12 protein-coding genes are annotated in these 14,164 nt (G+C 36.2%); 1 reads left to right on the forward strand and 11 read right to left on the reverse strand.

Annotated features, from left to right (window positions below; genetic code table 11):
* Window position 1: 1 nt before the first annotated feature.
* From QL232_RS24285 to QL232_RS24335, 11 genes are all read right to left on the reverse strand, one after another.
* Complete coding sequence (locus QL232_RS24285; protein ID WP_281616122.1) at window positions 2-2,110, reverse strand: CehA/McbA family metallohydrolase; 2,109 nt, start codon at window positions 2,108-2,110, stop codon at window positions 2-4.
* A gap of 99 nt (window positions 2,111-2,209) precedes the next feature.
* On the reverse strand, window positions 2,210-3,595 hold the full coding sequence (locus QL232_RS24290) for an alanine racemase (RefSeq protein WP_281616123.1): 1,386 nt from the start codon (window positions 3,593-3,595) through the stop codon (window positions 2,210-2,212).
* 32 nt (window positions 3,596-3,627) lie between these two features.
* The gene (locus tag QL232_RS24295) at window positions 3,628-4,374 is read right to left on the reverse strand and encodes a hypothetical protein (RefSeq protein WP_168882059.1); all 747 of its coding nucleotides are present in this window, start codon (window positions 4,372-4,374) and stop codon (window positions 3,628-3,630) included.
* 9 nt (window positions 4,375-4,383) lie between these two features.
* A complete protein-coding gene (locus QL232_RS24300) occupies window positions 4,384-5,025 on the reverse strand; it encodes a TMEM175 family protein (RefSeq protein ID WP_168882060.1) in 642 nt (213 codons plus the stop codon).
* A 1-nt stretch (window position 5,026) separates the two neighbouring features.
* Entirely contained in the window at window positions 5,027-5,635 is a 609-nt protein-coding gene (locus tag QL232_RS24305) for a deaminase (RefSeq protein ID WP_281616124.1), read from the reverse strand.
* Between the two features lie 21 nt (window positions 5,636-5,656).
* Complete coding sequence (locus tag QL232_RS24310) at window positions 5,657-6,397, reverse strand: SDR family NAD(P)-dependent oxidoreductase (RefSeq protein WP_281616125.1); 741 nt, start codon at window positions 6,395-6,397, stop codon at window positions 5,657-5,659.
* A gap of 58 nt (window positions 6,398-6,455) precedes the next feature.
* On the reverse strand, window positions 6,456-7,256 hold the full coding sequence (locus QL232_RS24315; RefSeq protein WP_066210085.1) for an SDR family NAD(P)-dependent oxidoreductase: 801 nt from the start codon (window positions 7,254-7,256) through the stop codon (window positions 6,456-6,458).
* A 141-nt stretch (window positions 7,257-7,397) separates the two neighbouring features.
* Complete coding sequence (locus QL232_RS24320; RefSeq protein WP_168882064.1) at window positions 7,398-8,543, reverse strand: Ldh family oxidoreductase; 1,146 nt, start codon at window positions 8,541-8,543, stop codon at window positions 7,398-7,400.
* Window positions 8,544-8,617: 74 nt separating this feature from the next.
* Window positions 8,618-9,388, reverse strand: a complete 771-nt coding sequence (locus tag QL232_RS24325; RefSeq protein WP_044221200.1) for an SDR family oxidoreductase — start codon at window positions 9,386-9,388, stop codon at window positions 8,618-8,620.
* Window positions 9,389-9,419: 31 nt separating this feature from the next.
* Window positions 9,420-10,583, reverse strand: a complete 1,164-nt coding sequence (locus QL232_RS24330) for an arginase family protein (RefSeq protein ID WP_168882065.1) — start codon at window positions 10,581-10,583, stop codon at window positions 9,420-9,422.
* Between the two features lie 431 nt (window positions 10,584-11,014).
* Complete coding sequence (locus QL232_RS24335) at window positions 11,015-13,057, reverse strand: sigma 54-interacting transcriptional regulator (protein ID WP_281616126.1); 2,043 nt, start codon at window positions 13,055-13,057, stop codon at window positions 11,015-11,017.
* A gap of 303 nt (window positions 13,058-13,360) precedes the next feature.
* On the opposite strand from QL232_RS24335, the gene QL232_RS24340 reads away from it, so the two are divergent.
* Entirely contained in the window at window positions 13,361-13,801 is a 441-nt protein-coding gene (locus QL232_RS24340) for an HNH endonuclease (protein ID WP_168882067.1), read from the forward strand.
* The last annotated feature ends 363 nt before the right edge of the window (window positions 13,802-14,164 follow it).

A 14,164-nucleotide genomic window follows, 5' to 3' on the forward strand; every position in this document is an offset into this window, starting at 1 on the left:
TTTATGGTCTCACAATTTCTTTCTTTCTATTGATATAAAACTCTTTGGTCTGATCGATCCATGTTCTTAAATAAGGACGAAAAGCATCCAGCATTTCTTCGGTACGATCAGGACTTTCCCAAGCTTCATTATCATGACGTTCATACTTCATTTCCTTCACTTGATCCATTCTTTCGATCAGCATATCAATAATCTGAGGTGCTTTTTCTTTCGACCAAGTAGGCTGTCCGTCTACTTCAACATAGATAGGTGAAGTGTGGGCTTGGACTCTTTTGGTGAAGTCACTTTGGAACACAATATCATGTGCTTTCTCACCATGCACTTTTATCGCTATCCAACAGCTTTTATCTGCCGATAATTCTAAATCAATATCTATTTCTTTTTGTCCTTTTTCTAGCTCGACCTCCTTCACAACATCACCATTAACGATGATACTTGCATACTTCAATAGATCCCAACTAGGAACAATATATCCCTTTGCTTTGATCGATAAATTCTCTCCTTTCTTCACTTTTAAAGTAGATCCAATATCTTGACCATTCACATTAAAATCGATCATTGGTCCATTTGAAACGAAAGACTTACCTTCTTGTAATGCTTTATTCCAGGCATCTGGAGTAAACTCATCCACTTTTACAAAGGTTCTTACAGCTCCTGGTAATGACATATAAGGCCAATCGGATCCTGCCGCTGCACTGAGTTTAAAACCGAGGTTTAAGAACGCATACCAATCATTTAGATTAAGTGAGTGGTATTGGAAAATTTCAACGAAGTCGATTTCATTTTCAGGAGCCAACATGGCCAAAGCAATATTTTGTTGGAACTGTGCAAAGTCCATATGTGCCACTCCAAATACACCTCCTTGTTTATGTACTTCTTTTGATACTTTATCATAATGGAAATATTCATCAGGGTAACGAACAAATTCATTTTGTCCCATTGCCAATACATGACCTAAAAAGTCTGTTCTTGGGTCTTCTTGCCCCGAAGCGATGAAGTAATCTTTTTCTTTGTATTGTCCTTCTTTACCCCAAGCATATTGATCAAAATGAGTAGTTACTGAATTACCCAAAGCATACAACCAGTGCATATGTAAATCTGCAGCTCTTGCATGAGCGATTTGATTCGGGTTTGCAGTTGCATTCTGTCTTGAAAAGTGGTTATGTACATCTCCAGAGTACCAACCTTTAGAAGGCATATCCAATACATGTTCTAAATGAATATTGATCGGGTTTTCTTTGCCTTCTTTAATTTCGATTTCTTTTTGAAGTATGGGATATTCGGGTCCTTTCATCACTACCAGAGTATACTTACCTGCTGGTATATTTGCCTGATAGAAACCATCTACATACATCGTATAGTGATTCTTATTTGGCCAGTTAATCTGATCTAGTTCTTCTCTGATTTCAACAGATCTTACTTTTGTTTCAAAAAACTGTAGTTCAATAGCATTTTCAGTTGGAAGTGGCATTCTTCCTGTAGCATCATACAAACCGATTTGAGCAGCAATTCTTTCTTTTGATTTCTTTTCAAAGATATTTAGCTGAAGATTACCTGTAGGATTATGGTTAGCTGCTTTCCCTATCAATTCGAACTGAATATCTCGAATAAAAAGTAGCTTATTTGACATATCTAATCCTGCTGAAATAGCGAAATCCGTTTCACTATAACCTCTATTTGCAAAACGAGCTCGGTCTAATACAAATTCATAGGTTTGCCACCCCTTTGTACCTTCTGGAATCTCCACCCTATGTACCGATTCAACTACGCCATTTCTATCATAAGCATAGAAAAACTCATTTAAATTACTTGCATTCAACTCAACAGTAACTTTTACTTGTTGGTCAATATCAAATGCAAACTGATCTGCAATACTAAATCCTAAGGCGATACCATAAAGTATTTTTTCTCCTCCTTCTTCCTTTACACCTGCTCTTGATGGATCGTTATCCACACGTAATCCCATAGTTTGGAACACACCTGTAGCAATGGTTTTATCAATCTGACTTGTGTGCCAGTCTAACTCAAAAGTTCCTGAAGCATTATCAGGATGGTGAGCAAAAGCGGGCAATGTCAGCAACCAACATAAACTTAGTAGTATTTTTTTCATTCTCTTCTTAGTAGTAATCAAATAGAGAGGTTATTAAGACATCAATAGCCCAGAACATATGTCCTGGGTTAATGATGTTTTCATAGCATATTTTTCGAATTAGATATCTTTCAATCTTTCTGGTACAACGTGTCTTGAGAATACCTCTTCTTGCGTCTCCGGCGTTTTCACCCACTCAACGGTATCTCCTTTGACCATCACCATTCCGGGGCGAGGTAAAGCATTAAAGTTACATGTATAAGGCTCGATATATGAACCTGTATTTAAGAAAGCTAGTGTATCTCCTTTTTCTAATTGAGGCATTTTGTACTGTTCTGCCAAACAATCATAATTACAAGTAATACCAACTACATCAACAGGAGTATCATATGTTTTATCAGCTTTGTTACATGCTACCAAATCAAATGGAGGAACAACGTTCAAACCACCAACACTTAAAAAAGTCTCTGATGTATCTGTTTCAGCCCATTGATAATCCATACCATTTGCCGTCTCGTGTTTCATGTTATGTACCTTAAATAAGTGGATACCACTTTCATTGTACATCGCGCGACCAGGCTCGATTTCAAGAATCACACCGTCAGAAGAAAGACCAATTGCTTTCATTCCATTTCTGAAAGTTTCAGTAATTACTTTCGCGAAATCTTCCATATGAGGTGTTTCATAATCCGTTACTGCTACTCTAGATTCTTTATCCATTTCAGCAGGGAAACCACCACCAACAGATACGATTTCAGGTGACCAGTTATTACCGATACCATCATGGATTTCTTTGATCATATCTACGACTGATTGTACTAATGATTGCCAGAAAATTGGCTTCTTAGAGTGACGACCCGCATGAGTATGAACTCCTACTAATTTTACATTTGGACAATCTGCAAATTGAGGTAACATTTCTCTTACTTCCGATGTAGGGATACCATACTTTACAGTTTGAGTCATCTCACGAATCAATCGAGCTGGGAAGAAATCTGATGGCTCATCCAAGTCTTTCATATAAGGCTTGATACGTAACATCACATGTGCTTCTTTACCTAATTCTTTAGCAATTCTTTCACATGTACCCAACTCATCCTTGTTGTCCAAAACGATATGAATACCTAGATCAATCGCTTTACGAATGATACTATCAGGTTTGATAGAACCGTTAACAGCAATATCTTCGTAAGGCACACCTCCTCTGATAGCTGTTTCCAATTCACCAGCACCAAAAGTATCACATCCACAACCCGCTTTAGTAAGTACTCTTCTTACTGCAACTGTTGGATTTGCCTTAACGGCTGCCATTACTCGAATACGCCCTTCAGGGTAAAACTTCTGGAAAGTATCTTGGAAGGCTAAATAGTTTTTTACTAAAATATTTTCTGATACAACAAATAAAGGAGTACCAAACTTTTCAGCAATTTCTACAGTGTTAACGTCTTCGATGTATAAATCACCATCCTTCACGCTTAACAACGGATTCATTTTGATATCACTCATGGTCTTTTGTATTTAAAGTTTTTAATGTCTGATTAAAGGAATACTACAAGGGCTAATCGAGCAGTGTGATTATCATCTTTAAAAACACCTCTATAAAAGCCGCTAATTTGTAGTTTTTCTGACAAAGCATATTGTGCAATAAACTCTTGTATATATCGGTCGTTTCTTTCCAGATTGATGTTACTTGCCGAATAAATTGGCGTAACCTGTAGGAACATCTTTTCACTTAAAATAATCGGTGTGATTATTTGAAAAGAGATACCATGTTGAGGATCTTGAAACAAACCTGGGCGCTCAATTACAGGAGAAGATGTATATTGGTAGGATAAAATTGGAAAGGCTTGAATCCAATCTGCAATCATCAAACCTACCGTTACACCTGGCTGGATCAACCATGATCCTGTACCTAAACCGCTATCGTAATTTCCAGTTGGAGCAAAAATGTCAACCGAAGGACCAAATGCACCAAGGAACTTGTCGTAATTCTTGTATGGGAGATAAAAATATCTCGCTCTAAAATCTCCAATTCCTGTTTTTCCCGTTTCGGTGTTATGTAACAATGGCATCTCTGCCAATATTAGATGTGCTTCACTCGGGGCAAACATAAACTCCGCTCTATACCCATAAGTATCTGCTCCATTTTTAGAATAGTTGTATTCTAAATGGTTATACAATTGAGTATAAAAGTTTGTTGGTTTTGAAGCGTCTATTTCTTCGTCTTGTGCGAAAAGGAAGTTAGAAAGAAGTAGAAAAATGATACAGATGAAAGACTTTTTCATGATTGTAAATTAATGACCAGCTCGAATACTGGTTCTTGCTAATAAATAATTGGCAATAGGTACTAAAGCAACCATGCCTGCCAACCATGCCAAGAAACTCACATAAGATAATCCTACACAAGCTATGGCTACTATCGGGTCAGCTAAAATTTCATTGGATAATACTTTGATTCTTTCATTGGTCATGTCTTCTTTTAGCATATCGTTTTTCTTTGCATGATGTAGCTTCCAATATGAAAAGATGCCAAGTAATCCCCATACACCACTGAATATAGCTCTGGAATGAGGCTGTTCTGAAGTGAACTCAATGTTCATTTCAAAGTAAGGATAGAGACACAGTAGAAAGAAATAACCAAAGGTGATTAATATTTGATTGAGATTGGTCGTTCTCATCGAATGATGTACTTCGACGAACTTGAACCAATGGATTACTAATATCAAGAAACCGGCTACATAAGGAAGAAAAGGTTTATCCCAAATCAATTGAGATTCCATCACTTTTTCACCTTCTACAATTTCTGTTTCAACATCGAATACAATCAGTCCTAATACAGGGGTAGTCATACTAATTGCGAAAAGGAGCATCCCCAAATGCCTGACATATTCCAGAAAGTAAGTATGGTCTCTAGGTTTTGTTTCTTGTGATGTCATATTAATATCTTTCTAACCATTCATCAACACAGTGATCAATGGAGTTCAACCATACTTGTCTAGCAATTTCCTTTAACTTAGGAGAACAATCTGCTTCTTCTACAACCAACCTTGAACCTAACAATTGAAATCCTTCTGGAAGTCTTTCATAATTCGTTTGTGCTCCAGCTTCAATACTATTTCCATCTCTGTAGACGTAATACGTTTTACCTACCTGACTAAAACAGATTCTTGCCAAACACATCGGACAAGGTTCTTGAGAAGTAAACAATGTGTAATCTCTCATTCTAGGAGTTTTATTATCACATAATCTATCTTCCAACTCATTCAGGAGCACCATCTCTGCATGTAGATCCAATCGATGATAAGGTGAATTTGCCTTTGACATATTTTCTGCAATAACTTCATCATGATGAAGCAAACAACCTCCTACTGCAACACTACCAGCTCTTCCGGCACGAATCCCCTGACGAACTGAAATAATCGATGGCCCATCATGCTTATATCCTTCTGGATTTGCTTCATAATTGTTGAGTTGTTGCTCCAATTCATCATAATTGAATTTTGGAGTTTCGAACTTTAAAACAGGTTTTTCAGTATTGTTACACATAGTAGAATGATTAATGTTTAGTTACCAATTGATTTTTTCACGATCTGTAAAGAAACCTGCAGTTGGTCCATCTTGTGGAAGTGTTGCCAACCATACTGATGTATCAGCTCCTTCTGCCGGTGTTTTTGGTCGAGCCTCATCACCATAATCAGGTAGTTCGTCGGTATTCATAGCACTGTCTACCCAACCTGGACAACAGCTATTTACTTTGATACCAAATTCTTCCAACTCCTTCGCATAAAGCACTGTCATGGCATTTACTCCAATCTTAGAACTTTGATAAGCGGCACAGATATCATCTCTTAAAGGAGAATTCATATCAGATAACTGAGCTAATTGTGCCACTTGAGTGGAAAGGTTAACAATTCTGCCTGCTTCACTTTTCTTTAAAAGAGGAACTAACTTTTGAGTGAAAAGAAATGGTCCGATATAATTCACTTCCATTACTTTTCTAAATAGTTCTTCTGATAAATCTGATGGATGCTTTCCCATATCTACCAACATGGCCGCATTGTTTACTAATGCATCTAATCTACCGTAATGTTTCTCCACAAATTCCGCTACTTGATGAAAAGTAGAACTATCTGCTAAATCAAATGATATGGCTTTGGCTTCGATACCTTTCCCTTCCAATTCCTCTAATTTTGAAGAAGCATCTTGAACATCAGCTAATATGACTGCATATCCTTTCTCTCCTAAAAGCCTTGCTGTTTCGAATCCAATTCCTTGTGCAGCACCAGTAATTAAGGCAACTTTCTTCATCTTCAGTTTCTATTAGAACATCATCAACTCCTAAGAGTCGATGATGTTAAATAAGATCTTATAAACCTGGCGCCATACCACCGTGAACCGGCAATACAATACCTGTAATGTAACTCGCTGCAGGAGAAGCTAAGTATACAATTGCTTCAGCAATTTCACTTGGCTCAGCAGGACGACCTAATGGAATACCTGCATTCTCTTTAGCTGCTGCCTCTTCTACTGAACAACCTTCAGCTTCTGCAATCGCCTTATAAGCTTCTTGCAACATGTCTGTATTGATTGCACCTGGAGCGACAACATTGGCACGGATACCTTTCGCTGCTTGCTCAATAGCCAACACTTTAGTTGCACCAACTAATGCGTGTTTTGTAGCTACATAAGGATAAGGCATACCCATACCCGCTGCGATACCTGCTGTAGAAGCAACGTTTACAATCGCTCCACCACCAGATTTTTCCATGGCAGGAATAGCACCTTTACATACAGCTAAAGCACCTTTTACGTTTACAGCGTAGTTTGCATCCCAGTCTTTGTCAGTGTTTTCGTCCAATAAAGCAGAACCAAAACCAACACCTGCATTGTTCACAACTATATCAAGAGAACCGTAAGCATCCAATACTTGTTGAATAGCTGCATCTACTTGAGCTGCATCTGAAACATCTACTAAAACACCCATTGCTTCGCCACCATTTGCTTTGATTGCTGCAACGTTTGCTTCCATCCCCTCTTTAGAACTGTTACGGCCAGTTAAAACTACTTTTGCCCCTAACTCTGCCAATTTCTCAGCAATTGCTCTACCTAAACCTTTTGTTTTTGTTGCTCCTGTTACTAGAGCAACTTTGTTTTCAAGAAGTTTCATTTTTGATTTATATTTTTTGTAAGGCTTTCTTTTGTAGATACTTCTGTGTGCCCACGATTGAAATCGTGGGTTGGTGAAGTTTGAGTTTCAATAGGTTTCAACCTATTGAAACTCTTGAGAGCCTACATTATTTCTGATTGATTATTTGTTTCTTTGTGCTTCCCACTCTTCTCTTAAGCTCTCTTCAGAAAGACCGTATCTACCTGCTTGAGTTTGGAAGAATGGCTCCCAGTGAGAATCCAATACCTCAACGATTTCCTCGTTTTTGATGATTGATTCATAACCTCTAGCACCTGGCATACCTGGTTTTCTTTGACCTGGACGAGCAGGAGAATCTTCGATAGCTTGAGCAAAACGGTCTGATTTTGCTAAAACTTCACCTAAAGGACCGAATACTGAAGGATCGATACAGATAAAATAAGAACCACCTACTGAAGTACCGTCAGCTTTTTTGTCCACAATATCACCTAGTGATGGAACCTCTGGAGTGATGATACCACCTGGGTTGATAATACCCGAAAGTAATTCGTTGAATAAGTTCAACATGTATACTCTTGGATTAGAAAGTTGTTGGAAAGCCGATTGGTTGTATACACGACCGTAACCTTCGATTGGCTGAGCGTAAGGAGCTAAGTCATTTGATAAAGCACCTGTTTCAGGGTCAATTACATAATCACCTTTTAACTTTGTTCCTTGAAGAACCGCTTGTGCCGTATCTGCATCATACCACTCACAAAGTTTAGTTGACATCCATACTGGAGGCTTATCACCTGCAGGACCGATACCATCAAATGGAGGTACAGAAATTGTATTTGACATACCACCTAGAGGTGAACACATTGGTACTGAGTTGTTAGAAGTTAATGCTACACAACCTGCTTTTGATGCCATCCAAGTGTAAGCACCGAATGAACCTGCGTCGTTATGGTTATGACCGAAAACGATAGCAATACCATGCTTTTTCGCCTTTTCAATTGCCATATTGGCCATCTTAGTTAGCGTCCAATATCCTGAAGATCTTTTACCATCGATTGATGCCCAAGTATCACCTTCTGCTACAACTTCTGGCTCAGCTTTAATATCTAATAAACCTGATTGGTGCATGATATCAATGGCCTCATAAACACCTAAACCTTGGTTTAATTTACCTTGACGGATACCTAACATTAAGGCATCTGCAACTGCATCTCCATGTTCTTCTGATGCACCTGCTGCCATCCAAGTTCTTTTTAAAGCATATCTTAAGAAATCAGCATTAGTCGATTTAGTTTTTCCTTGTGCTCCCATAGTAGTAATTTTTTTGATTGAGATTATATTTTGATGGGTACAGTCTTTTTAACCACACCCTTTAATTTTTTTAATTATTCCGCTGCTAATGTATTGTAAGCATCGATACTCATACCTGCTGTAAAGCCACCATCGACTCCAATTACTTGACCGTTTACAAAATCACAGTCTTTTGCAGATAAGAAGTGGATTAATGAAGCTACTTCTTCAGGTTCAGCAATACGTCCAAGAGGTACTGCTTTGTGCTCCATTCTCAATTGCGGTTGACCTTCTGGCGTGTTTGCCATTGGTGTATTCACTGAAGTTGGTGCAATTACGTTAGCTCTGATACCACGGCTACCCAATTCTACTGCAGCTGTTTTTGTGATACCTACCACTGCCCACTTCGATGCTACATATGGAGCTAAATAAGCCACACCCTGAACTGCAGCAGCAGAAGCTACATTGACAATACGACCACCGTCGTTCATTTGAGGAACACCGAACTTGATACCATGGACAACACCTTTAGTGTTGATAGCAAAGTTTTTATCAAAATTTTCGATGTCTGTTTCCATCATGGTGTCGTAACCAAAGTTTGCACCAGCGTTATTTACTAGAATATCAATTTTACCGTATGTCTCAACAGCTTTATTGACCATCGCTTCTACTGATTCCGCACTAGAAACATCACATTGAACGAAAGTAGCACCAATTTTTTCAGCGATCTCTGTTCCGTCTTTACGACCTGAGATTACTACTTTTGCTCCTGCCGCGATAAAACGCTCAGCAGTTTTCAAACCGATACCAGAAGTACCGCCTGTTACGATTGCAACTTGTCCTTCTAATGAAAAGAAATTTGCCATGATATATTTAATATTTTAAAGTTCTGAGTGATTAAAGTGTAACGTTACCAAACGCTTGAGGCCAGTTTGTAGGATGATTTTCACCACCATTTCTACGTTTCACATCTGCCGCTAACCAGCAAAGGATTTTCCAGCTAAGACCTGCAGCGATGTAACCAAATGTTTTCGCAGGGTCATTTTGCGGAGCGTATTCAACAACATCAGCACCTACAAGATTTACTTTACCTGACATTCTCACTAATTTCAATACATCGTGTACCCAATTGGCATCCAAACCAAATGGCTCAACAGCAGAAGAAGCTGAGTTGTATACCGGATCTAATGAATCCAAGTCTAGTGAGATATATGTTGGGCCGTCGCCTACTACTTCGATAATTTTGTCCGCCATTTCTCTTGGAGACATTACTCTAGCTTCATCAGCGAAGTATACATTAGTACCGAAATTTTTCGCGTGACCACCTACAAGACCAGTCATTCTACCTCTGATACCAATTTGGATCATTCTTTCAGGGTCTACATTACCTTTTGCAAAGTTTTGAGTAAACATGTTACCTGAGTGATATGGATATGGGAAGTCTGCTTCCGTTACCAAATCATAGTGAGCATCAAAGTGAATTACTGAAAGTGGACCGTACGTCTCACCCAACGTCATTAAAGGAGCTACTGAAACTGTGTGGTCACCACCCCACATAAATGGAACAATGTGGTTGTCACAAACAATTTTTCTGTAGTGTTCAATAGCATGTTCCATTTCACTTGACAAATCAAACTGACCATACGTATCAATTGTACCATAGTCAATAATGTTAGCAAAATCGAAAGGAATATCGAACTCACCATTAATCCATGGCTCTGTTGTACCCATGAAGTTTTTCGATAATTCTCTTAATGCTTTTGGACCATATTTATGTGAAGCATTCATAGGAGCAGACTTTTCGAATGGCATACCGATAATTGCGATATCTGCTTCTTCCAAGTCTCTTGAGAATGGAGCCATAAAAGCACCTAGGTAATCTTTGTTGATGTTACTCAAAAACTCGATACCTTGTCCACCACCCATAGTTTTTACTCTTTCCAAGTGAGCTTTAACGTCTGGATGAACACCATCTCTACTTGTTGAGTTCTTCCATAAGTCTTGGTACTTTTCTAATCTCTCTTGTGGGATAGCAGGGTACTTTTTGATTTCCTTTTTCATAGTTGAATGATTTTATAGTAATGAATATTTTATTCCGTATTTGAAGAAGATAAATTATTATTCAATCGTTCGAATTAATTATTCTTCGATTAAAAAACCGCTGTTTAAAAGCGATTTCAATTTCAATAACGTCTTAGGATGAATTAAGTTTCAAAAGTGGGTTATAAAAATTTCTTAATAACATTGAATAATAATGTAGGTTATCAATAAATATCTCCCTTATATAAAAGGGCCGTAATTAGATTGTCGTAATATGTCGATGACTTCACAATGTTAATAAATAATATTTGTTAACATGAAAAAGAATTAAAAAAAAGCTTAAATAATTCGTATTAAATTTATTTTCAGACACTTAACAAAAATAAAAATGAAAAAAAAGTAGACTTTTTTCGTTATATATCACTTAAGTTTTTAAACACTGTGTACTTTACCTAAACTTTCTTAGGTTTATGAATATTTAATTTTTTCAATTTCGATCTCAAAGTTGCTTCATTAATTTTCAAGAGTTCCGATGCACTGTTCTTTCCACTTACCTTCCACTTACAATACTCCAACGTCTTGGTTATATATTGTTTTTCATACTCATCGAGACATAAAAATTCAGTAACTACTGCTTTGTGTTCTTCTTTATAAGTATCAAAATCTAAAAGACGTAATGTCTTTCCATGAGAAGACACTGCCGCTTTCTTTACGATATATTTCAATTCTTTGATATTCTCTGGCCAATCATAAGACTGTAACTTTTTGATTGTGGCTAAAGAAACCTTCAGCGAAGGAATTGCATTTTTCTTACAATAGTCGTCAATAAAAAGATCTACATAATAGGGAATATCAGACATGCGGTATTTTAAATCAGGTAGATTAATTCTATAAATAGAAAGGTATTTATGTAGCTCTCCATTAAATTCATCTTCTTCTACCAACTTCCTTATGTCTTTAGTCGTAGTGGCTAAAATTCTAACATCATATTCTTGTTGTTCCAGATCATCCTGTCGCTTCAAAAGGTCCAATAAATCTAATTGATCCTCATGGGATAACTCATCTATATCTTCTAGAATTAATGTTCCCCCATTCGCTACATCTAATATGCTTTTGTTATACCCTTGGTTATAGGTATTATCATCATAATACTTGGACCTAAATATCCCATTCAAAGTTTTGTGACAACGATATTCTATTTGTGGTTTCGTTTTACGGTCTCCTTTCTTGATCAATTCATTCGCCAAAAAAGTTTTTCCTGCACCCTTGTTTCCTTCTATTAGTACTGTTGTTTTGTAATTAGCAATTCGGTCGAGCTCTTTATCTATTGACTTTGCGAAAGTACTTTCTACATATAATATATTAGACACACTTTTACGCTGTGCATTCTGCTTTAAAAAAGTATTTTCTTCTTCAAGTTTCTCTGTAGCATCTTTTAATTGCAGCAGTGTCTGTTCCAATTGTCTGTGTTCATTCAGCTTGTCAGTAATATCATACCCTACTATAAAATCTACATACTTTCCTTTACCTCTTAATACCTTGACTTTTGAATATTCAATATTCCTAACTTCGTCACTTGTTAACTGCAACTTCCCTTGGTTCTCTGAATTTTCTTCCTTCTCAAAAAAAGTATTTAAGTTCTTATTGATGATTTCCCATTTCTTACCATAAAATTTCTTCTCTGTAAATCTATTGAGGTAATTAATTTTTTGATTCTGATCGTGACCAATTACATATAAATCTATATTCTCAATAAGGTCTTCGTAACTTCCATTGATGTTCAACAATACTCTATTTGCATCAATTTTTTTCTTGAAATGTAGAAGTAGATCAACCGAAAGTAGCACCACTATTAAAGCTGTCATATACTCAGAAATATATACTGCCTCTATTTCGCCAACATCAATCATTACATCATATATTCCACCTAAAGTGAAACAAAGAAATAAACAACTCACAAAAACGACTTTAGAATTCTTGTAAGAATAGATGATCAACCTAACAAAGTATACCAAGCAACTCAAGTAAAAAATAGAAGAAACCCACTCATAAACTTCATTAGTATTGCCTACCAAAATATAGTAAAAGCTATTGGCTGAAATTTCGATTCTTTTTATTGTTTCATTTCCTGTGATTACAAATTCATTATTAAAATAAATAATTAAGAGAATCGACAGTAACGTAATCCCTGTGATTCCATAAAATGATTTATTTACTCTGTATTTTGTTAAATCAAATAGCGCTAAAAATACCAGTTGAATTAAAGACAAATAGATAACCATTGTAATTGTCAAGTAATTCTGGTAATCCAATATCTCCGCTTTGGTATGTAACTGAGTACTAAAATAGATATAGATTGCCGACATAATACTCATGCCAGCATATATGATTTTATTTTTCTCCTTCTTCTTAAACAAGAAAAATATGAAATAGAATATTGATAAGGATAAGAATAATCCAATAAGGATAAAATTTATTTGTTGCAGAAAATTCATTCAGGTTATTCGTTCAGGTTAACACAATACATAATATACTCTATGATAAAGTAACAAAGCAAGCTTCTTTGATAGATTTCAATAACACTGAGTAATATGGTATTAAAAAATTCTAAAAGATAATTAAGTATGAATCTTTAAATACTATTCAATCGTTCAATTTATAATACTAGTATTAAATAATCTAACTTTCAAGATATGCTGTGTAGAATTAAATTGAAAAATATTGATAGTAGTGTGCTTATTTCAACAAACACTTTAGAATTACTAGAACACCACCCTTATTTTAAAAAGATAAATCTGATGGAAAATTTAAGAATACATTCCAATGGGTATGTTTTCTTTCAAAAAAATTATCCTCAACCTAATGGGAAATACAAGAATATCACACTATACCTCCATAAAATCATTGCAGAACACTTTGTGTCAAAGGTAGACTCAGATAAGAAACTCTTTGTACACATCAAAAATGGTAATCTACTAGATCTTAGAGAAGACAATCTAGAATGGGTTACCATGGCTGATTTACGAAGAAGGCAAAAACATCGTAATAAAACAGGTTTTAGGGGTGTTACTCAACTTAGTAGTAATTCTTTTAAGGCAACGCTTTACATCGATGGAGACCGTGTTGATATAGGAGTTTATAAAACTGCTGAAGAAGCTAGTGAAGCCTATCAAGAGGCTTCTGAAAAACTATTTGGCAAAATTAAAAAGCCTGTAGCTAAGAAAAATCTCACCCTCTAATAATAGTAGGAATTGAATTTAAGATATTCACAATCTTCAGTGAAGTTCAATCTTAACAACACCAATAATGTTGATAACTTTATTTCATCGTAAAATTATCAGTATCTATTCTAAATTCTTGTTGATAAACTATGTATACAAAAGAATAATACATAAAGTTATCAACAAGGATTTTTTAGTTTAAACATAATTATCAACAATAGACTACTTATTTAGTTTACCTATGAATAATTGATGTAAAAAAAAGGTTAGCCAACATCTTGTGTTAACTAACCTTCTATATCTAATGAATGTGGCGCCGACTTACTCTCCCGGGGGTTAACCCAGTACCATCAGCACTGTAGGGCTTAACTGCTCTGTTCG

The organism is Flammeovirga sp. SubArs3 (assembly GCF_947387565.1).
GTDB lineage: Bacteria > Bacteroidota > Bacteroidia > Cytophagales > Flammeovirgaceae > Flammeovirga > Flammeovirga agarivorans.